We start from the raw sequence: 18,274 nt of genomic DNA on the forward strand, positions 1-18,274 counted from the left end.
TGCACTTGAAATGAAACATTCTAGCCTTCATAATCGTATTATCTAATAAAGAGGTGAATAAAAGTTGATGAGATTTAAAATGATGTTCGTCTTTGTAATGACACTTCTCATTGTAGGATGTAATCCATCTCATCAGCTGTATGAAAATAGTGATGTTCCATATGGGAAAAAACTAGGGTTAGAGAAGCAACCAATACCTGAAGAATTTTTTGGAGAGTCAAAGGAAATTAAGTCTCTTGACATGAATGGGGAAGCTTTCAATACAGTTGGTGGATGGCTTGACAATGAAAGCATATTATATATTACTGATAATGCTGAGAAATCTAATATTTATCGGTATCATATTTTTAATGGGAAAAAGGAGCTATTCTTTTCTTCCGATTCACGGATTTTGTCATTGAAGCCAAATGAGGATCACTCATTATTCTTATTACATACGTCAAATTCAAGAGATAAAGCAGAATTGATTGTCATTGATGAGACTGGTAAGCAAGTCTTTGCATGGGAAACAGAAGCTTATGATCTTGAATATGTTTGGAGTCCTTACAAGAAGGAACAATTATTTATAACAACCTTTTTGCAGGACTGGAGCTTTAAGACATTTGTGATGGACTCGAAAAAAGAGCAGGTAGAACAAACAAATGTAAAAGAGCCATTTGTTCAGTGGTTGGATGCGACAACAGTCGCTTATATGAGTTGGGGAGTTGACGAACCTTCAATTGAAGCGCCTTTATTTAGCTTCGACTTAACAACAGGAAAAGAAACATTATTATTTGATAGTGTGATTTCTTTTTCTACTTTCCGTGATTTACTTTTAACCGTTCAAATGCAAGATGATTCTGAATCATACAGCTTCTACAAATTCACCAAGCCTGATACAAAAGAGAAGCTTGCCCAGCATCCGTATCCATTATTAACGAACTATTCCAGTTGGTATATTCCATATCAATATTACAATGAAGATACTAAAAGCTTCATCACGTTTAAACCTTATAATACTGGTGATTTTGATACGTATACTGAATTATTTGAATTAACCTCTTACTCGTTAGAAGATGGTAAGGAAACAACCCTACTAGAAAATGTGAACAGTTATCCAATCCTATTTTCTGAAAACGGTGAATTCGGGTTATATGGGTACCAATATGAAATGATCATCGATACGCGTAATAACAAAGTGGAACATTTAATTAATGATTAAAGGAGAAGATGAAAATGGCAATTGTAGATGTTACAGTAATTCCAATAGGAACGGAGACACCGAGTGTCAGTGATTATGTAGCGAATATCCAAGGGATCTTAGCTGGATATAAAGAAGAAGGGAAAATAAACTATAAGTTAACTCCAATGAATACAATTATAGAAGGTGAATTATCTACACTGTTTGAAGTTATCCAAGCGATCCATGAAGCTCCCTTCTCTCAAGGGATTCAGAGAGTAGCTACCAACATAAGAATTGATGACCGCCGTGATAAGAAAGTAAAAATGGATGACAAGCTTGCAAGTGTGGAGGCAAAATTATAAATAATAGAATTAAGTCATTTTATATGATGTCTTCAAATAAAAAATGAGGGTTACCTAAAAGTTCCAGCTACTTTTAGGTAACTCTCATTTTTACTTTTGGTGGATTGGGATTTAGAGATGGTCAAATCGTATGGCAAGAGAAGGAGAGTTTAGTCGGATAACATAAGGAAAGCCGTCTAAAGGGTTAAACACCCTCTTGACGGCTCGTCTTATGTAGGGCCTGAAAAAGAATTGGCCCTCTAGTGTTCATTTTTAGTGTGCAACCGGAAGTCCGTGATGTATAAACGTCATGACTGAGAACCAGCCAAATACAACCACTGAACCAAAAGAAAATCCAATTGCTAAAAGGTTCATTTCGCGTACAGAGCGGATTAAACCAAATACGGAAAGAATTGCCACTAATGCAAAGATAATAACAGTACCCATTATGAAGCCCCCTTTGTTACAAAAGTAAAATCCTATTTATATTTTTCCCATAAATGAGAAAATACAACATATGTAGAGTGTAAAGAGTATTATTTCAATTTTTATTTTAATCGTTTTCAGTCCATTTGTCGAGGTCAAAAAAAGAAACTTCTATTTCATAGGCTTTTGCAAATCGTTCGATTAACTCTTTTTGTTGGATATCAATGAAGAAAAAACGTTGTTTATCTTCTTGATGTATTGCAAGTAAACACTCTTCCATTTGTAATAAGGCCATGTCAATCTGTTCCTTTTGACCTTGGATAATGTTAAAGCTACAAATCAATTCTGTTATAAGGTAAGAGGAATCACCTATTATAAAGCCAAAATCATAAAATAAATCGGTTCTTTCTGCTTGTTTTAATTCTATGAGCTGATAAGATTCTTCATACTTTCCAATATCCATTATATAGTTCTTTATTCTTTCTAGCTTTTGTTTTGTAGGTATAAGCAAGATAGAACTTTCAACAAAGATCTGAACATCCACCTGCTCTAATAATTCAATTTCATCTTCTAGAAGCTCTTCGTTTAGTTCAATTGCATAAACTGTCTTCATCACCTTACCCCCATTTAGTGGTTTCTCCTTTTTAAGCATCTATTATTAGTGTAAAATATAAGGATACTATCTGCAATGGAGGAAACAAAATGAAATGGCAAAGAATCCCTTTGGGGCCTTTACAAACAAATGCATATCTATTATCAAATGATCAAAAAGAATGTGTGATCTTTGATCCTGGTGGTGATGGTGAAAGATTAATATCGATCATCCAAAAGCAACAGCTAAAGCCTCTTGCTGTTTTATTAACTCATGCCCACTTCGATCATATTGGTGCTGTAGACGATGTAAGAAAGACATGGAATATTCCAGTTTATGTTCATGAAAAAGAGAAGAATTGGTTACAAGATGCAAGTTTAAATGGTTCGCAGTTTTTTATTCCTGATGGGGGATTGGCTGTTCAAGCTCCAGATGAATTAATTAAAAGTGAAGGACAGTTCAGCATAGGTTCATTTTCATTTACTCTCTTACATACACCAGGACATTCACCAGGGAGTATTTCATTTTATGTGGAAGAGTTAGAGGTAGTATTTTCAGGAGATGCCCTTTTTGAAGGAAGTATTGGTAGAACTGATTTGCCAGGTGGAAATCACAACCAGCTAATCAAAAGTATTCATGATAAACTATTAACTTTGCCTGAAGAAACAATCGTTTTATCTGGTCATGGAGGCGAAACGACTATTGGTGCTGAAATGGACAACAATCCTTTTTTAAATGGTTTCTAATCATGAATGAAGAATTGAGGTCCAAACTTCAACAACAGATCCATCAGGCTAAGAATAACATGATTACTTATGAAGAATATATGAATACCGTTCTTTATGATTCTACATGTGGGTATTATATGAAACATACTCAAAAGATTGGGAGAGAAGGGGATTTTATTACAAGTAGTAACATTTCGAATGTTTTCGGAATGTTATTTGCTCATGTGCTTATGAACACTTGTAAAAAGAATGAGCTTCCTTTCATCATTTGTGAAATAGGTGGGGGAAATGGGCGTTTTGCTAAAGCTATTCTTGATGAATGGGAAAAATTAGACCAACAGTCGTTTTCAGCTCTAACCTATATCATTATTGAAACAAGTCCATATCATAGACAACTACAACAAGAAATTTTACCTATAGGAAAACAAGTTGTACAGTATGAAAGTATTGAAGAGGTTATTGAAAGATTTCCAAACTTTGAAGGAATAATGATTTCAAACGAACTTTTTGATGCCTTTCCAGTCAGAGTAGTTGAAAAAAGAGATGGGCAATTATATGAGGTTATGGTTTCGATGGACGAAGATCATAACCTTTGTGAAAGATTATGTGTTACAGAGGATCAAGAGCTGAGTATATATCTCCAAGAACAGAAATTAGTTCTAGCAGATAATCAAAGATTTGAAGTTCCGCTTAGTATGATTAACTATTTGAATGATATGTCTACTTTAATCCGTAGAGGTGTTGTGTTTACTGTCGATTATGGTTATACGAATGATGAGTGGATGTTACCTCAGTATAGAAGGGGAAGTCTACGTGGCTATTCAAACCATAAGCTGATTGATAATCCATTGTTACACCCAGGGGAAATGGATTTAACAACACATATCAGTTTTGACGCGGTACAATTTTATGGAGATAAGTATGGCCTTAAATTCGATAAAAAGTTGCGTCAGGATGAATTTCTTCTAGCTGCGGGTATATTGGACTTCTTACAGGAGCATCATGATACAAATCCATTTTCTGAAAAGAGTAAACAAAACCGAGCCATTCGATCATTGATTATGGGTGGAGGGATTAGCGAAGCATTTCATGTGTTAATTCAGAAAAAAGGTAACACGAATATGATTGATTTTTCGGCCAAATAAAAAAAGCGATGAAAACATCGCTTTTTTTAGTGAGTACCACCTGGAGTCATCATAAATGTTGTCCAATATGTAAAGGCAACAAAGAAAATTGTTAAATATGCGCCAAAGATATAAATATACATACGCTCAGACAATTTTAGATAACTTAACAATATGAAGAATCCTGTTTGACCAAAGAATAATAATGCAGTTTGCTCCATATGGCCAAGGTAAAACATTACAGCGAAGATTCCTGTCCAGAATCCTAATACTCGGAACATACGATCCATATGTACCCCTCCTTTGACCTTCGAATCCATCCTACACTATTATAATGTACAATTTAGTCAATTGTAAATATTACTTTGTAATAAATGCTTGATAACTACAAGAATCGCATCCAACCATCATGTTTTCAGCTTGTTGCAACTCAACATTATCAAATAAAATTTCAAACATACCTTGAATAAACGCATAATGCATCCCACAAACAGATTCTGTGTGCTCTTTAGCCATTTCTTTAAATGGACAATTATTAACATGGAAAAAGATTTTTGTTTTCTCAAAGTTATGACTTACCTCTGGATAGAAGCCAGCTAATGTGGCGGCTTGCTTCAATAAATTTAACTTTTCGTCGAATGAAGACTCTTGCATAAACTGCTGATTTGAAGGAATCTCATTTTTCATCAATTCTCTTCCGAATTTCATGCCTGTTTGGTAGAGTGCGTCTTTACCGATAGGGCCTAAACTAACCATAGTCTCAATCGCTATTTTTGCAAGTAGTTGATAATCGCGATAAGGGAAATGAAGTTGGATCGTATCATCAGAAAGACGGTATAATCGACTTGGTCTTCCTCCTTTTCCGGTTTTCTTCGTTTCTGAAACGAGCATATTAACATCTTCTAGTTTTGAAAGATGTAGCCGTGCAACGTTTGGGTGTATATTAAAGGAATCTGCAATCTCTTGAACAGTTACTTCGCAATGTCGTTTTGTTACATATTGATAGATATAATATCGTGTTGGATCAGACAATACATTTGTAATTTTTAATGTTTGTTCCATCCAAGCTCACCCCTGCCTTTATGAATTAATTCCATTATAATACAGCAAAAATTGCATTGGAATTGTATTTAAGCTGTAAAAGGTAACTGTTGTTTTTTGTTCACAAGTACTATAGTGGTAAACTAACGTTGTCATAGAACAATTGGGTTTGAGAAGTTGTGAAGAATATTGATATAACAGGGGTTTTACAAGCTTTTTATTATAGAATATATGAATATGATGAGAAACTAATTATGTCAATTTTTTGACCATCAATAAAGAGTAGAGGTTAAAAGCTAGTTCCAATACGAGGGATTGTTGGTCGATTTTGTAGAATAATCGATCTATCATCATTTTCGAAGATAAATTTAAAAATTCGAAGATATAATTGAGATTTCGAAGATAAAAAATTTTTTTCGTAGATAAAATAGAAAAATCGTAGACAAAAAATAAATTAACTATGAAAGGCCTAATGGGACAAGGATGATCCTCAAAATTAGTCAATTAAGTAAAAGAAATTCAGAGAAAAATGGTTTTTTTGTATAATTTCTTTAAATCGGTCTATAATAGTATTACAGTCGCCTGAACAACTGTTATTTACTTCGTTAAGAAGTGGGATTTCATTTGTATCAGTAATGTCGACGATATTTCAAGTAGCTTTCAAATTAAGATTGAAAAAGTTACCTAAGTAATGTCGAAATAATTCCGTGTAATTTCCTTCTGAAATTACCCACAATTATTTCTGCGATGTGAGCTCATGTAGCATATTCAAGGAAGTGTTTCATGAAGCTGCTTCAATGGGCTATAGCCAAGCGGTAAGGCAACGGACTTTGACTCCGTCATGCGTTGGTTCAAATCCAGCTAGCCCAGCTAATTAGAAAAGAGGTTGTCTTGCAAGTGTTTAATTACTTGAGACAACCTCTTTTTCATTTATTTTAAGAATAGAATTGACGTGATGATAAAGACTAACCATATATTATGAAAAAAGGAGTAATAGATGATGGACTTTGATTTATTGTGGAAAGCAGCGGTTGTTGTATTTGGTGGGACATTGCTACTAAGGGTTGCAGGTAGAAAATCAATTTCTCAAATGACCTTGGCTCAAGTTGTAATTATGATTGGACTTGGTTCGTTACTAGTACAACCCATAGTTGGTAGAAATGTTTGGACTACCTTGATTGTAGGCCTTACCTTAGTAGCAGCATTATTAGTAATCGAATTTGGTCAATTAAAGTTTGATTTCTTTGAGAAGTTCATCACAGGGAAATCGAAGGTATTGATTGAAAATGGAAAGCTAAATGAAAAGAACTTTCGAAAGCTTCGTTTTACAGTAGATCAATTAGAAATGCACCTAAGACAAAATAGCATTACCAATATCAGTGATGTACAAGTGGGAACACTTGAACCTAATGGGCAATTAGGGTTTATTTTAAAAGAAAAAAAACAACCAGCAACGAAAGAAGATATCCAAAATATTATGGATGAAATTCAGCAATTACGTAGTTTATTACCAAGGAGAATGGTTGGAAGTAAACAACAGGTGAAAACAATCACGAGTCAAGCATCCAAAAATCCACAGCAAAATGATACTGTTTTTGATGAAGTAATAAATAAAGGACATCAAACTCCACCACCAAAATACTTACAATAAAATAGTTTTGTGGAATAGAATGGACTGGAGGTTCATACATATATATAGATTCCTCCTTGATTTAACATATATGATCTGAAAAATACAACCAGAGAGATTTCTCTGGTTGTATTTTTATGAACAAATTTCAGGGTATTTAAATGTAATTGGAGTATCTTTTAAGGGGGGTGATTCAATGGGGATTATCTATATCGGAAGCTTGCTTTTATTTGCTATTGGCTGCGGAATTATGGTAACTGGTGTTATTTTCTTACTAACTAGACAAGAGCGCAAGAAGGCAACTTTAAGCGTGATCATTGGAATTCTCCTTGTTATATCAACAATGATCATCCCGAAGCTTTTACCATCTGTTGAAGATGAAAGAATCGTTCAAGTAGATAAAAAAAGTTTAATTGAAATTGAAATAGGGTATCGTTGTTCTATTATTGATAAATATGCGCAAATGACTTTTATTTATGAAGGGAATAAGAGGATTGAAGTAGAAGAAGTATGTAATCAATATAGCCTTGGTAATGAATATAAAATAGCTTACCGTTATGAAAAAGGGAAATTTATGATTAGAAATGAGGACTAGGAAGCTTATATGAAAAATGAAATAGTCAAATTGAATCTAATACTGGCGCCCCTCCATATCATCTTAGGGGTATCTATTACGTTAGGTTTAATCCTAACCACCTCAAATGTAATAGAGTGGGCACTCTCATCAATGGTGGTTATTATCCAATGCTTATTAATTTTAGCAGTACCCAACTTTATTTATTTTCTTGTGAAAAGGAAAAAAGGATGGACAGTGAGAAATATGCTTAAAAGTATCTTTTACCCAAGTCTTTTTTATATAGGTATGGCTATAATAGGCCTACTATTTGTTAGCATATAACAAGATTCACAAAATGTGAATCTTACTACCTTAAGAGCGAATCGATTTAACTCTTCCGACTTGTCCATCTGTTAGTCTTACTTTAATACCATGGGGGTGGAAACTTGATTTTGTAAGAATATCCTTCACAATACCGTCTGTTAATTTTCCACTTCGTTGATCTGCTTTTAGGACAATGCTTACTGCACTACCTGGTTTGATATCTGATCGATTTTGTCCATTCATAGTAACTAATCCTTTCTCTTGGTTGTTTTTACTATCTTATATGATAAAAGGGAAATACACAATTTAGGAAAAAACTTATTTATAGATAAGTGAAACTTTTATAATAATAGAACGTATATAATAGTGTAATCTGAGATTTTTAATGATGGAGGCTAGTTTTATGAAAAAAAGTTGGGCTGTTCTTTTAATAACAGCATTAATGCTACTGAGCGGTTGTTCATTAATGGAGGATGTTAATAACACACTCACATATGGAAAAGAAGCTACTGAATATGTATCAAAAGCGGGTACATTTGCGGAGGAAGTCCCGGCACTTGCTAAACAAGCTGTCAATGATCAACAAGCTGCAGAGGACCTTGAAGTAAAGTTACTAGATATGAAACAAGAGATGGAGGCATTTAATGCTCTAGAGGCACCAGAGGTAGCGCTTGAGATTCATGAGCAAATTGTCAATCAAAATGCAAAGGTAGAAGAAGGAATTGATCTCTACTTAAACAATATGGAAAATGGGAAGCTCGATCCAACGGTTCTTGAAAATACAGAAATCTATCAATCGATTCAGAAGATAACAAATACAATTGACCAAATCAAACAATTGGGTCAATAAATGGAGGGGAGTTTGAGTCTATATTGACTCACTCTTTTTTTCGTTCACCTAAATGTAACAATTTATAAAAAGGATTTTCAGCCAAGACCTCGAATTCTCTTCTAGTATCAAAAAAATGAGAAAGGGGTGTAATCATATTGAATACAATTGAACGGTTAGGTGATCGTTTGATTGAAGAAGCGTTGCTAATGAATGCTTCTGATATTCATTTTGTACCAAGGCCTGACGACGCAATGGTTCATTTTCGGCTAGACAGTGATCTATATGAAAAACATAGGATCTCTAAGGATACGTGTGAACGATTAATTTCACATTTTAAGTTTCTAGCAGGTATGGATATTGGAGAACGGAGAAGGCCACAAAATGGAGCACTAACGGTCATAAACCGAAATATCACCATCAATCTACGACTATCCACCTTACCCACCGCATTTCAGGAAAGCCTAGTGATTCGTATTCTTCTGGATCATGCTCATCATCCATTATCACAAATCTCTCTATTTCCACAAACATCAAAAAAGCTTCTCTCATTATTAAAACACTCTCATGGCTTAATTATTTTCACGGGTCCGACCGGATCAGGTAAAACGACCACCCTTTATTCACTTCTTCATGAATCAAAAAAACTATTTAACCGAAATATCATTACGTTGGAAGACCCGATTGAAAAGCGGACAGACGATGCTCTTCAGGTTCAAGTAAACGAAAAAGCAGGAATTACTTATGCAACAGGTTTAAAAGCGATTCTAAGGCATGATCCTGACATAATAATGGTTGGTGAGATACGTGATAGTGAAACAGCCCAAATCGCAATTAGAGCATCCTTAACTGGCCATCTCGTACTATCAACAATGCATACGCGTGATTCAAAGGGAGCTATTTATCGTTTATTAGAGTTTGGAGTCAGTCTTCAAGAAATCGAACAAACTTTAATTGCAATTGCCGCACAACGATTAATTGACCTGGTTTGTCCATATTGTGAAGGTAAATGTACTCCTTTATGTAAAAGGTTAAGACATACGAGAAGAGCAGGTGTATATGAAATTCTATATGGTTCCGCGCTAACAAGTGTGCTTAAGGAAGCGAAAGGAGAAAGTAGTGAATATCATCATTATGAAAAACTTAGAGATGTCATTAAAAAGGGAATTGCACTAGGATACCTTTATCCAGATTCACTAGAAAGGTGGTCTTATGAGGAACCTAAGAAGTGATTGGCCTTTAAAAGAACAAACGATATTTATGAAGAGGTTAAGTGAGTTGTTAGACCAAGGGTATGCTTTATCTCAAGCAATTGAATTTTTACAGATCCAACTAAGTAATCGATGTCGAGAACACTTAGAGAATTCAATCCGACTGTTAAAAGAGGGGGATTCAGTGTATGAGCTTTTTCGTGATATGAATTTCCACCATGATGTGTTGGGATATCTTTATTTTGCTGAAAAGCATGGGGAGATTTCGTTTGCTCTTAGAGAAGGGAGTTCAATCTTACAACGGAAAATAGAGTATCAAGAGAAACTACAGAAGTTAATACGTTATCCAGTATTCTTATTTTTGTTTGTCATCATCATGTTTGTTGTCATTGAACAGATGTTACTACCACAGTTTGAAGGTATGTATTCCTCAATGAATTCTGGTAAATCCTCGTTATATCTAACGGTTATTTTTAATTTTTTTACCTATAGTAAAGTCTTTGGATTGTTTCTACTCTTCTTGGCAATCCTACTGTTTCTTTATTACAAATTCTACTATCAACACCTTACAGCCAGTTCCCAAGCAGTGATCAAACTTAAAATACCATTCTTTAATACCTTTTGGATGTTATGGAATTCACATTTCTTCTCAGTCCAACTCAGTAACTTATTAAAAGGAGGGTTATCGATCCTTGAGGCACTAGCGTTATTTGAACAACAGAATCATTCGCGTTTTTTTCAAGAAGAAGCGGTCGTTATTAAGGAAAGGTTAGTATCAGGTGACCGGCTACATGACGTGATTAATGAACGACCATTTTATGAAAAAGAGCTTTCTTTCATCATTTTACATGGTCAAAATCATGGGGCATTAGAAGTAGAGTTATTCCATTATAGTCAGTATGTTGTTCAAAGGATTGAAGAGAAAACAACAAAAGGATTAACCGTGATGCAGCCATTGTTATTGACTGTTGTTGGAGTGATGATTGTATTTATGTATATGGCCATGCTGTTACCAATGTTTAATCTAATAGAATCAATCTAGGAGGGACCAAAGTGAATCAAAAAGGATTTACGCTTATTGAAATGTTAATCGTGTTACTCGTTATTTCGGTGTTACTATTAATCGCAATTCCTAATGTAACGAAACATAATTCATTTATTAATGAAAAAGGGTGCAAAGCATTTTTAAAAACGGTTGAAGCGCAGGTTCAAGCTTTTGAAATGGAAACAGGAGGTAAACCAACTTCTGTAGATGACTTAATAACTGGTGGTTACTTAAAAGAGAAAAAATGTCCAAATGGATATGATATCGTCATCACTAATGGAGTCGTTTCGACGAGTGAATAATAAGGATCAGAAAGGTTTTACATTAATAGAAATTTTAATTGTCATTAGTATCTTAGTGATGATTACTACAATACCTACACTTAGGCTGTCCCCCTCATACCAACAGAAGGTAATCGACCAATTCTTCGATCAATTAACAGATGATCTTTTACTTTCTCAACAATATGCGCTAAGTCATAGTGATACTGTGAAAGTATACTTCTACAGTTCTTCATCTTCATACCGAGCCATTCTAGTAGAAAGTAACACCGAGATTATCTCAAGGAATTATGATGAAAATATAACCATTAATCCTAATACTTTAGGATCTATATTAGTTATCAGAAGTAATGGGAACGTAAATAAAGCTGGAACGATGCAGGTTATATATGGTCAGGAAAAATACAATGTAGTATTCCAGCTTGGAAGAGGTAGATTTTATGTTATTAAAGTGTAAGAAAGGATACATTTTAGTCGATATGTTAGTTTCGTTAAATATCTTATTACTCATATGCTTATTTTTAATTCCCAATTACCTTTTAGTAAAAAACGAACGAACTAATTTAATGATGATAAATGAAGCAAATACTCTGTTACACGAGGAATTAAAGTTAGTAGTTCTTGAAGGAAAAGAAAGACAGATAAAAACGGTAACTCGAAATAGAGTGAACTATAGAATGAACTGGGAAGATGATCAGAACAAGCTATGTATTACTTGGGTCAATCGGTTAAATCGGAATAGTACAAGGTGTTCGTATGCGTCATTTGAATAATGAAATGGCCTTTACCCTGTTAGAAATGCTGATTGCTCTAGCCTGTTCATTAGTGGTATTCGTATTAATAGTCCCAGTCTTACATGTAATGGATAGTAAAAGAGAGGTTAAATTGAACCCGTTAGAATGGGAAGTATTTTATCAGCAAACAAAATTAGAAGTAAAGGAAGCAAAAGAAATACAAGTAACCGATTCCGTATTAACGATGAAAACGTTAAATGACCAATTAGTTAGCTTTGAGATTTATCAAGATAAATTGAGAAGACGTGTAAATGGGACCGGTCATGAAATTCTATTGCAAAACATTAAGTCATTAATCTTTACACCTAAAGAAAATGGATTTCAACTATCTGTTGTAGATTTAAGTGGGAAATCATATTCAAAGACGTTTTTCACTTACAGCGAGATACCGGTAAATGGATTATGAGAAACCAAAAAGGTCATATCCTCCCAATGACGATTAGCATTTCCCTTCTTTTCACCTTTATTTTCATACATCAACTAAATCTTTACCTGTTAGAAACGAAGTTTTATAAGGAGACTGAAAACCTCTATAAGCTTGATCAGATTATGATGTTAACTGTGAAAGAAGTAACTACCCACACTAAAGCAAAGGTAAGTAAAACAGTACTGAGAACATATGATGATGGAGCAGCTTCCTACACCATTACTCCACAAACGGAAACAACTTCTCTTGTGATTATCACTGCTTCTTCAGTAGGGGGTGGAATTTATTCAGCGCAATTTATTTATGATTTCACGACAAACACGATTTCAAAATGGATTGAATCGCGTTAGTTCTATTTTTAGATTTATCAGTATTCTTTTGTTCTAATATATAGTATGATTTACAAAACAAAGGGATATCGGGGGAAAAAGAAATGAAAGCCATTTATTTAACAGGATTTATGGGAGCGGGTAAAACAACAATAGGGAAAGCACTTTCTGAGACACTTCAATTACCTGTCATCGACACAGATGAATATATTATCCAACAAGTCGGGAAAACGATACCAGCCATTTTTGAAGAAGAAGGAGAAGCTACCTTTAGACAATACGAGAGAACCTTCTTAAGAGAATTCCCGGTTAACGATGTAATCATTACAACTGGTGGTGGGATTGTGATCCAAGAGGAAAATAGAAAATGGATGAAAGAACATGGAATTGTATTTAATTTGTATTGTGAAATCGATGAGGTGTTCTCTCGGGTTTCAATTGATGGATCAAGACCATTACTAAAAACAGACGACAAAAGTAAAGTAAGGAATTTATTTGAATCACGATCTGCTTTTTATCAAGAAGCTCATTTCACAATTGATACTACGTATAAAAATATTGAAGAAATTGTGAAAGAAATACAGAATAAGCTTAAAAACTTAGAAAGTGGAGATAATGTATAGAAAAGGCCAAAGGTGGTTATTTCTATGTCCACAAATGATTATGTGAAATACATGACACAGCAGTTTGTTAGTTACTTAGATCAACCAAGACAATTGCGAAAAGAAACAAAACTCAAGAAGAAAACAGAGCGTGCACCCTTTACTTCACATTGGTTTGGAGTGCTGCCTATTGCGTTTTCACTTATGTTTAAAAGGAAAAAAAGATAAAAAAAGAGCTGTCTCTAGTGGTGTTAGATTAACACCCTTGAGATAGCTCTTCTTTTATTTCATTTTAGGAAAGCTTAAGAATAAAATTATTCTTACCAGTAGAACCCTCCACCATAAACCGGTGGATAGAACGGTGTTGCATAAGGGTAACCAGTGTAAAAATAAGGATTTAATATGGTGCTACCAACAAGTCCTCCTAATAGTCCACCTACAAAAGGTGATCCATAAAAGGGTCTTCTTCCATATATCCCAAAAGGTCTTGGGCGGAAGCCAATTGGTCTAGGACCAAAGGCAAAACCAAATCGTTGATCAGGGTGCATGAAATTACCTCCTCAAAGTTTTTATTTACATTACTATGAATATGATAAACGCGGAAAAAGTCGTGGGCAGTTGTCTAGAGCACGAAGAAAAAGATCTCACAGATCAGTTCTTGATATATTTGCATAGTGGTATTGCTAAATAAATACAATGAAATAGATACATGAATTGAAGGGTGGGTAATCAGATGTCTGTTGATTGGAGTAATAAGCCACACCATGCCCATTATTTTTATGCACTTTCAAGTGAAGATGTTGATCACCGACATGTAGTTGAGGGTTTTACTTTTAACGTGAATGGAAGCAGTGATGACGAGCATGTTCATCATTATACAGGACTTACAAGGTTTACAAATAGACATTATCACAGATTCTATGGAATCACTGGACCTGCTATCCCTAAAGATGATGGTGGTCATTATCATGAAATTTCAGGAAGGGTTTATAAGAATTATAATGACCCATTGAATATAAAATATGGGGGAGTCGTATATAGTACTAGTAAAAAAGAGGTTCATGATCACAAGTATGAAGGGAAAACAGGGGAAGGAATAGGTTATTTTCCTGAAGGTTGGTAGGGATATGGAGGATGGTGTTAAAAAGACGATAGGTTTGGTTGCTCGTCTAAAGGTAGCTGTAGGGTATTTAATTGATAAGATGACATACTATAAGACAAAGTCATTCTTGGGGTCTCCTATTGGACAAAATAAGTGCTAGGACGATGAGTTATGTCTAATAGAAGGCTCCTATTGAACAAAATTACTGCTGGGACGAAGAGAGATATGTTCAATAGAAGGCTCCTATTGAACAAAATCTATGCTAAGACCATGAGTTATGTCTAATAGAGGTTTCAAATTAATCAGATAGCCCCTCAAGACGCTCACACTTAAGGTCATCCAACTCTTTAATGGCTGATCATTACGTTTTCGCTTTCCTTAAGAAGGTGTCTCCACAAATAAAATATCCTTCAGTTCTTCTGTCTTAGTATCGAATGTGAAGGTAACGTATAATCCGAATTCTTTGTTGTCTTGTTTGAGCCAAAGCTTAAATCGCTCGATTGTTGTCCCATTCTTTTTGTCTTCACGCCATATATGCTGGTAATCTTTTATGTCAGCCATTGGGTATCTTTTTTGTGTTTCCTTCATTGCGAGGACACCCCATTTTGCATAATTAGGTACAGGCTTTTTTTCAGCAAAAGCGGTTTGAATAGGATTTGTTAAAGACAAGCTAGAGAAAACAGCCAAAATAATTAAGATGTAAATTTTTTTCTTCAAATGTATCACCTCTTAATTATCATTTACCACAAATTCCCTTTATATACAGAAACCGAATAAGTAAAAAGAGAAGGTGAAGGAAACACTTATTTCTTCTGAAATAGAATGAAATATTTACTCAACGTACATATTAAAAACAGCTACAATTAATAGGAGGATACTATGAATAAGAACAGAATAATTATTGCTATTTTATGTATGACATTAATGGTTTTAAGTGCTTGTGGTGGTAAAGATAAGGCAAAGGATGAAGAGAAAAAGGAAGAGCCAACCCCGAAGGTGCAACAAACAGAAGAGAAAGTGGTGAAACTAGGCTCCTTAGGATTTACAACAGACGAGCTTCAATCAAATTGGAACGAGGCACAAGCTGAAATGGAGGAGTCTGGAGAATATCGTCTTGATGGTCTACCTGTTGAAAATGGTGAGTTCAAAGCAAATGTGAGTGAGGGGCTCATTCTTGAGGGAATCGTAAATGAAGGTACAAATGAAGTCGCAAGAGTTTCATTAGTTAAAAAGTACGAAGAAGTGAATGAAATAGAGGATTCACTGAATCAGTTTGAAGATACAATTGCAGCTTTCTTTTTATTAGTTGCATCCACAAATAAGAATGAAAAAGTTCAGGAAACGGAAATAAGTAAGTTAATGAGTGAGCTTGGCCTTGTTAATGACAAGGATGAGATCATCGATGGGAAAGCGAACTTAAATAATGTCGCCTATACTGCAAAAGAAACTGAGCGAGGGCTCGTTATTACAGCTACTGAAAAGGCGAGTAAATAAAGAAAAGAGATTTGTCCTAAGTAAACAATGGGACAATCTCTTTTTTGTATTTGTGTAATGGATTGAGTCGTTGTTTAAAAGATGCGAAATGATATGTAAATAGAAGGATTCATTAGGAAATTAATGCAAGATGTTCTTTTTAAAGAATAAACAGCCCAATTTGGCGTTTTTTAAACATTAGGAGAATGCAGTATACTTGAAAATGAATATGTTCTTTAAAAAGAACGACAGGTATATTTGTTATGAAATGTGTATAGAATTTCTGAGGAGGGAAGTGTACATGCTTTCTATCAACCTGCGGGCAGTGCGGTGATTAACTTATATGAAAATAATTTTACATTATTTAGCGTTATTAAATTTACTCGACGGCTTCTTTACTTTTTATGGGTTGCAAAATGGGCATATAACTGAAGCGAATCCGCTAATGAATATGCTCTATGAAAGTAACCCTCTTTATTTCCTTCTCTTTAAGATTATATTATCTAGTTTACTTTATGTCATTTTATTTCACCTAACAATGATTACTTCCATATGGATCAAGCGATTGTCATTGTTTGCTTCAGTTAGCTATACATTCATTTTTTTGTTACACAGCTATTGGATTCTTCAGATTATATAAAGTAAAGGAGAAGTGCATGATGTACAAGAAATTATGTAATCAATGTTACCGAGCTTCATTTGGAAGCTCGGAAACAGGTGAATGGTTCTGCCCTACATGCAATCAAGATCTTAGTCAAGCGAAGCTATATGAACCACAAGAGAAGGTCGTTCGGCCATTTAATCTAGTAGAAGCATATTCGAAAGTAGAGTTGTATAAACCTAGTGCAATAGATCTAACAGTATAGTAGCTTCCTATATAGTTGAATTTTATATAGGATTTTTAAAACATTTCTTATCTAGTAACATATTTCTTTTAAAATATAGACTAATCTTATATACTTATATTGCGTCGTTCTTTATAAAGAATTATTTATTTTAATATAGAAAGATAAATAATCTTAACTGGAGGAGATGATTCATGCTGTCTGAAAGGAGAAACTCTGAATGAATGGAACTGTTATAAGAGAAATAAGGGAAGATAAAGGAATCTCTCTCAATAAGCTTTCGAGATTATCAGGTGTATCCAAATCATACATAAGCTTTATTGAGCGAGGGAAACAAACAAATCCCAGTATCTCTGTATTAGAAAGAATTGCTGAGGCTTTGGAAATTAAAGTAGATGTATTGTTAGTTCATGCTAAAGAGAAAAACAAAGATAATGACAACCAACTAGATCAAGAGATCCTATCCTTGGCAAAGGAAATATCTTCTTCAGAGTTAAGTAATAATAATATAAAAATAGTTAGAGAGTTTTTAGAGTTATTAAAAAAGCATTAAATAAAAAGATAAGTGCATTTTACTGAAAAGGTAAAATGCCTTTTTTATTTTTTTAGGATATTTGGAGAAATTTAATCCCGAAAAGAGTGAGGGGATTTCCACGATAAGCAGCATAATTCCACGAAGACATTAAAAAGCTTGAATTAGTATTTTATAAAGAACAAAAAACGTAATCATATGAAATAACTAGTAAATTAGAGAATAATTAAGCATTAGTGTTCTTTATTAAGAATAAATGGCGTTTTTGGTATTTTTCAAATAAATAATGTCAGATTATACTAAAACAAATTGTTCTTTAATAAGAACAACCTGTTCTTTTTATAAGGCGATTAATAATAAAGAAGGGGGAAACGGGGTTGGGTAGAAAACTCATTTATATTTTAAAATCTTTATTGTTACTTATCGGAGTCATTCTTATGCATACAAATTTACCAGTATATGCAGAAAAAGGTTCTGGTAAATCTGATGCTTGGGGGAAAAGTTCTCTTGTATCGATAGGTCAAGGTGGAACCTGTGTAGAATTATTTGCCTACATAAAGAACGGTGGAAGCGGAGATATGCGGGGGACTGTAAACTATGAAGTCTACTTTAGTACTTCTGGTAATCCGAAAAATGGGAGCATTATCGGAAGTGGCCAAGTTGGTCCGTTAGTGTCAGGTGTAACAGCTACAATTAATCATGTTCCTAAAATTGGTGGGATATTTATGTTCAAAGTCTACCAAGAGGAGGGACACCCAGGAATAGGAGAACTTTGGAGTGAACAAATTGTTATTGAAGAGTGTTCAGATCCAGTAGACCCAGTAGATCCAACAGATCCAACAGATCCGGTAGACCCAGTGGATCCAACAGATCCGGTAGA

Annotated in this window: 29 protein-coding genes and 1 tRNA gene; 23 read left to right on the forward strand and 7 right to left on the reverse strand. The window is 34.3% G+C overall.

All coding sequences use genetic code 11. The annotated features are described in order from the left end of the window. The first annotated feature begins 67 nt into the window (after window positions 1–67). Entirely contained in the window at window positions 68–1,201 is a 1,134-nt protein-coding gene (locus BLQ56_RS13635) for a YqgU-like beta propeller domain-containing protein (protein ID WP_090855234.1), read from the forward strand. Window positions 1,202–1,215: 14 nt separating this feature from the next. Beyond that, on the forward strand, window positions 1,216–1,524 hold the full coding sequence (locus BLQ56_RS13640) for an MTH1187 family thiamine-binding protein (protein WP_090855238.1): 309 nt from the start codon (window positions 1,216–1,218) through the stop codon (window positions 1,522–1,524). 252 nt (window positions 1,525–1,776) lie between these two features. Here the strand turns inward: BLQ56_RS13640 and BLQ56_RS13645 are convergent, their stop codons facing one another. After that, entirely contained in the window at window positions 1,777–1,950 is a 174-nt protein-coding gene (locus BLQ56_RS13645; protein WP_090855241.1) for a DUF2759 domain-containing protein, read from the reverse strand. A gap of 106 nt (window positions 1,951–2,056) precedes the next feature. Beyond that, window positions 2,057–2,542 (reverse strand): hypothetical protein, encoded by a 486-nt coding sequence (locus tag BLQ56_RS13650; protein ID WP_090855244.1) that lies wholly within the window; start codon window positions 2,540–2,542, stop codon window positions 2,057–2,059. A gap of 89 nt (window positions 2,543–2,631) precedes the next feature. On the opposite strand from BLQ56_RS13650, the gene BLQ56_RS13655 reads away from it, so the two are divergent. Next, entirely contained in the window at window positions 2,632–3,267 is a 636-nt protein-coding gene (locus BLQ56_RS13655) for an MBL fold metallo-hydrolase (RefSeq protein WP_090855247.1), read from the forward strand. Between the two features lie 2 nt (window positions 3,268–3,269). Next, on the forward strand, window positions 3,270–4,394 hold the full coding sequence (locus tag BLQ56_RS13660) for a class I SAM-dependent methyltransferase (protein ID WP_090855250.1): 1,125 nt from the start codon (window positions 3,270–3,272) through the stop codon (window positions 4,392–4,394). Between the two features lie 26 nt (window positions 4,395–4,420). On the opposite strand, the gene BLQ56_RS13665 is transcribed toward BLQ56_RS13660, so the two are convergent. Beyond that, on the reverse strand, window positions 4,421–4,663 hold the full coding sequence (locus BLQ56_RS13665) for a DUF2626 domain-containing protein (RefSeq protein ID WP_090855253.1): 243 nt from the start codon (window positions 4,661–4,663) through the stop codon (window positions 4,421–4,423). Window positions 4,664–4,733: 70 nt separating this feature from the next. Then, complete coding sequence (locus tag BLQ56_RS13670; protein ID WP_090855255.1) at window positions 4,734–5,435, reverse strand: helix-turn-helix transcriptional regulator; 702 nt, start codon at window positions 5,433–5,435, stop codon at window positions 4,734–4,736. Between the two features lie 777 nt (window positions 5,436–6,212). Between BLQ56_RS13670 and BLQ56_RS13675 the strand changes: the two genes are divergently transcribed. From BLQ56_RS13675 to BLQ56_RS13685, 3 genes are all read left to right on the forward strand, one after another. Further along, window positions 6,213–6,284 (forward strand) — tRNA-Gln (locus BLQ56_RS13675). Window positions 6,285–6,414: 130 nt separating this feature from the next. Further along, on the forward strand, window positions 6,415–7,065 hold the full coding sequence (locus BLQ56_RS13680; protein WP_090855258.1) for a DUF421 domain-containing protein: 651 nt from the start codon (window positions 6,415–6,417) through the stop codon (window positions 7,063–7,065). 175 nt (window positions 7,066–7,240) lie between these two features. Further along, window positions 7,241–7,639, forward strand: a complete 399-nt coding sequence (locus BLQ56_RS13685; protein ID WP_090855262.1) for a hypothetical protein — start codon at window positions 7,241–7,243, stop codon at window positions 7,637–7,639. A 333-nt stretch (window positions 7,640–7,972) separates the two neighbouring features. On the opposite strand, the gene BLQ56_RS13695 is transcribed toward BLQ56_RS13685, so the two are convergent. Then, on the reverse strand, window positions 7,973–8,167 hold the full coding sequence (locus BLQ56_RS13695; RefSeq protein ID WP_090855267.1) for a YwbE family protein: 195 nt from the start codon (window positions 8,165–8,167) through the stop codon (window positions 7,973–7,975). Between the two features lie 160 nt (window positions 8,168–8,327). Between BLQ56_RS13695 and BLQ56_RS13700 the strand changes: the two genes are divergently transcribed. The 10 genes from BLQ56_RS13700 to BLQ56_RS13745 all read left to right on the forward strand — a co-directional run bounded on the left by BLQ56_RS13700 (window position 8,328) and on the right by BLQ56_RS13745 (window position 13,670). After that, on the forward strand, window positions 8,328–8,774 hold the full coding sequence (locus tag BLQ56_RS13700) for a DUF6376 family protein (RefSeq protein WP_090855270.1): 447 nt from the start codon (window positions 8,328–8,330) through the stop codon (window positions 8,772–8,774). A 137-nt stretch (window positions 8,775–8,911) separates the two neighbouring features. Beyond that, complete coding sequence (comGA, locus tag BLQ56_RS13705; protein WP_090855273.1) at window positions 8,912–9,985, forward strand: competence type IV pilus ATPase ComGA; 1,074 nt, start codon at window positions 8,912–8,914, stop codon at window positions 9,983–9,985. Further along, window positions 9,966–11,006: a competence type IV pilus assembly protein ComGB gene (gene comGB / locus BLQ56_RS13710; RefSeq protein ID WP_090855276.1), complete on the forward strand. Its 1,041-nt coding sequence runs from the start codon at window positions 9,966–9,968 to the stop codon at window positions 11,004–11,006. The genes comGA and comGB overlap by 20 nt, the downstream gene beginning before the upstream one ends. An 11-nt stretch (window positions 11,007–11,017) precedes the next feature. Beyond that, the gene (gene comGC, locus BLQ56_RS13715; RefSeq protein WP_090855279.1) at window positions 11,018–11,311 is read left to right on the forward strand and encodes a competence type IV pilus major pilin ComGC; all 294 of its coding nucleotides are present in this window, start codon (window positions 11,018–11,020) and stop codon (window positions 11,309–11,311) included. Beyond that, window positions 11,304–11,747, forward strand: coding sequence for a competence type IV pilus minor pilin ComGD (comGD, locus tag BLQ56_RS13720; RefSeq protein ID WP_175490302.1), 444 nt, complete (start codon window positions 11,304–11,306; stop codon window positions 11,745–11,747). Before comGC ends, comGD begins: the two co-directional genes overlap by 8 nt. Further along, window positions 11,731–12,063 (forward strand): hypothetical protein, encoded by a 333-nt coding sequence (locus BLQ56_RS13725; protein ID WP_090855284.1) that lies wholly within the window; start codon window positions 11,731–11,733, stop codon window positions 12,061–12,063. The genes comGD and BLQ56_RS13725 overlap by 17 nt, the downstream gene beginning before the upstream one ends. Continuing rightward, a complete protein-coding gene (gene comGF, locus BLQ56_RS13730; RefSeq protein WP_090855287.1) occupies window positions 12,047–12,490 on the forward strand; it encodes a competence type IV pilus minor pilin ComGF in 444 nt (147 codons plus the stop codon). Before BLQ56_RS13725 ends, comGF begins: the two co-directional genes overlap by 17 nt. Next, window positions 12,487–12,861: a competence type IV pilus minor pilin ComGG gene (gene comGG / locus BLQ56_RS13735; RefSeq protein ID WP_090855290.1), complete on the forward strand. Its 375-nt coding sequence runs from the start codon at window positions 12,487–12,489 to the stop codon at window positions 12,859–12,861. Before comGF ends, comGG begins: the two co-directional genes overlap by 4 nt. An 83-nt stretch (window positions 12,862–12,944) precedes the next feature. Then, on the forward strand, window positions 12,945–13,463 hold the full coding sequence (locus BLQ56_RS13740) for a shikimate kinase (RefSeq protein ID WP_090855293.1): 519 nt from the start codon (window positions 12,945–12,947) through the stop codon (window positions 13,461–13,463). A gap of 24 nt (window positions 13,464–13,487) precedes the next feature. Next, window positions 13,488–13,670: a YqzE family protein gene (locus BLQ56_RS13745; RefSeq protein WP_090855296.1), complete on the forward strand. Its 183-nt coding sequence runs from the start codon at window positions 13,488–13,490 to the stop codon at window positions 13,668–13,670. 92 nt (window positions 13,671–13,762) lie between these two features. Here the strand turns inward: BLQ56_RS13745 and BLQ56_RS13750 are convergent, their stop codons facing one another. Then, window positions 13,763–13,990: a hypothetical protein gene (locus tag BLQ56_RS13750; RefSeq protein WP_090855298.1), complete on the reverse strand. Its 228-nt coding sequence runs from the start codon at window positions 13,988–13,990 to the stop codon at window positions 13,763–13,765. A 185-nt stretch (window positions 13,991–14,175) separates the two neighbouring features. Between BLQ56_RS13750 and BLQ56_RS13755 the strand changes: the two genes are divergently transcribed. Beyond that, a complete protein-coding gene (locus BLQ56_RS13755; RefSeq protein ID WP_090855301.1) occupies window positions 14,176–14,565 on the forward strand; it encodes a YmaF family protein in 390 nt (129 codons plus the stop codon). Window positions 14,566–14,922: 357 nt separating this feature from the next. Here the strand turns inward: BLQ56_RS13755 and BLQ56_RS13760 are convergent, their stop codons facing one another. Continuing rightward, on the reverse strand, window positions 14,923–15,270 hold the full coding sequence (locus tag BLQ56_RS13760; protein WP_386756447.1) for a DUF3889 domain-containing protein: 348 nt from the start codon (window positions 15,268–15,270) through the stop codon (window positions 14,923–14,925). A gap of 153 nt (window positions 15,271–15,423) precedes the next feature. Here BLQ56_RS13760 and BLQ56_RS13765 point away from each other — a divergent pair, with 153 nt between their 5' ends. From BLQ56_RS13765 to BLQ56_RS24085, 5 genes are all read left to right on the forward strand, one after another. Next, entirely contained in the window at window positions 15,424–16,038 is a 615-nt protein-coding gene (locus BLQ56_RS13765) for a hypothetical protein (protein ID WP_090855308.1), read from the forward strand. A 322-nt stretch (window positions 16,039–16,360) separates the two neighbouring features. After that, entirely contained in the window at window positions 16,361–16,657 is a 297-nt protein-coding gene (locus BLQ56_RS23755) for a DUF5658 family protein (RefSeq protein WP_204381078.1), read from the forward strand. A 19-nt stretch (window positions 16,658–16,676) separates the two neighbouring features. Further along, window positions 16,677–16,883 (forward strand): hypothetical protein, encoded by a 207-nt coding sequence (locus BLQ56_RS13770; RefSeq protein WP_090855311.1) that lies wholly within the window; start codon window positions 16,677–16,679, stop codon window positions 16,881–16,883. A gap of 199 nt (window positions 16,884–17,082) precedes the next feature. Beyond that, a complete protein-coding gene (locus tag BLQ56_RS13775; RefSeq protein WP_090855314.1) occupies window positions 17,083–17,415 on the forward strand; it encodes a helix-turn-helix domain-containing protein in 333 nt (110 codons plus the stop codon). A gap of 356 nt (window positions 17,416–17,771) precedes the next feature. Next, a partial coding sequence (locus BLQ56_RS24085) for a hypothetical protein (RefSeq protein WP_204381079.1) occupies window positions 17,772–18,274 on the forward strand: 503 nt, incomplete at its 3' end.

Origin of the sequence: Litchfieldia salsa (assembly GCF_900104555.1) — a bacterium.
Taxonomy (GTDB): Bacteria; Bacillota; Bacilli; order Bacillales; family Bacillaceae_L; genus Litchfieldia; species Litchfieldia salsa.

Excerpts from the sequence above, each read along its gene's own strand:
- BLQ56_RS13685 (WP_090855262.1), top strand. The coding sequence starts at position 7,241 with ATGGGGATTATCTATATCGGAAGCTTGCTTTTATTTGCTATTGGCTGC.
- BLQ56_RS13725 (WP_090855284.1), top strand. The coding sequence starts at position 11,731 with ATGTTATTAAAGTGTAAGAAAGGATACATTTTAGTCGATATGTTAGTT.
- BLQ56_RS13765 (WP_090855308.1), top strand. The coding sequence starts at position 15,424 with ATGAATAAGAACAGAATAATTATTGCTATTTTATGTATGACATTAATG.
- BLQ56_RS13695 (WP_090855267.1), bottom strand. The coding sequence starts at position 8,167 with ATGAATGGACAAAATCGATCAGATATCAAACCAGGTAGTGCAGTAAGC.
- comGG (WP_090855290.1), top strand. The coding sequence starts at position 12,487 with ATGAGAAACCAAAAAGGTCATATCCTCCCAATGACGATTAGCATTTCC.
- BLQ56_RS13775 (WP_090855314.1), top strand. The coding sequence starts at position 17,083 with ATGAATGGAACTGTTATAAGAGAAATAAGGGAAGATAAAGGAATCTCT.
- BLQ56_RS13665 (WP_090855253.1), bottom strand. The coding sequence starts at position 4,663 with ATGGATCGTATGTTCCGAGTATTAGGATTCTGGACAGGAATCTTCGCT.
- BLQ56_RS13640 (WP_090855238.1), top strand. The coding sequence starts at position 1,216 with ATGGCAATTGTAGATGTTACAGTAATTCCAATAGGAACGGAGACACCG.
- BLQ56_RS13680 (WP_090855258.1), top strand. The coding sequence starts at position 6,415 with ATGGACTTTGATTTATTGTGGAAAGCAGCGGTTGTTGTATTTGGTGGG.
- BLQ56_RS13655 (WP_090855247.1), top strand. The coding sequence starts at position 2,632 with ATGAAATGGCAAAGAATCCCTTTGGGGCCTTTACAAACAAATGCATAT.
- BLQ56_RS13740 (WP_090855293.1), top strand. The coding sequence starts at position 12,945 with ATGAAAGCCATTTATTTAACAGGATTTATGGGAGCGGGTAAAACAACA.
- BLQ56_RS13650 (WP_090855244.1), bottom strand. The coding sequence starts at position 2,542 with ATGAAGACAGTTTATGCAATTGAACTAAACGAAGAGCTTCTAGAAGAT.
- comGB (WP_090855276.1), top strand. The coding sequence starts at position 9,966 with ATGAGGAACCTAAGAAGTGATTGGCCTTTAAAAGAACAAACGATATTT.
- BLQ56_RS13700 (WP_090855270.1), top strand. The coding sequence starts at position 8,328 with ATGAAAAAAAGTTGGGCTGTTCTTTTAATAACAGCATTAATGCTACTG.
- BLQ56_RS13755 (WP_090855301.1), top strand. The coding sequence starts at position 14,176 with ATGTCTGTTGATTGGAGTAATAAGCCACACCATGCCCATTATTTTTAT.
- BLQ56_RS13645 (WP_090855241.1), bottom strand. The coding sequence starts at position 1,950 with ATGGGTACTGTTATTATCTTTGCATTAGTGGCAATTCTTTCCGTATTT.
- BLQ56_RS13635 (WP_090855234.1), top strand. The coding sequence starts at position 68 with ATGAGATTTAAAATGATGTTCGTCTTTGTAATGACACTTCTCATTGTA.
- BLQ56_RS13660 (WP_090855250.1), top strand. The coding sequence starts at position 3,270 with ATGAATGAAGAATTGAGGTCCAAACTTCAACAACAGATCCATCAGGCT.
- BLQ56_RS13770 (WP_090855311.1), top strand. The coding sequence starts at position 16,677 with ATGTACAAGAAATTATGTAATCAATGTTACCGAGCTTCATTTGGAAGC.
- BLQ56_RS13670 (WP_090855255.1), bottom strand. The coding sequence starts at position 5,435 with ATGGAACAAACATTAAAAATTACAAATGTATTGTCTGATCCAACACGA.
- BLQ56_RS13750 (WP_090855298.1), bottom strand. The coding sequence starts at position 13,990 with ATGCACCCTGATCAACGATTTGGTTTTGCCTTTGGTCCTAGACCAATT.
- comGF (WP_090855287.1), top strand. The coding sequence starts at position 12,047 with ATGCGTCATTTGAATAATGAAATGGCCTTTACCCTGTTAGAAATGCTG.
- BLQ56_RS23755 (WP_204381078.1), top strand. The coding sequence starts at position 16,361 with ATGAAAATAATTTTACATTATTTAGCGTTATTAAATTTACTCGACGGC.
- BLQ56_RS13745 (WP_090855296.1), top strand. The coding sequence starts at position 13,488 with ATGTCCACAAATGATTATGTGAAATACATGACACAGCAGTTTGTTAGT.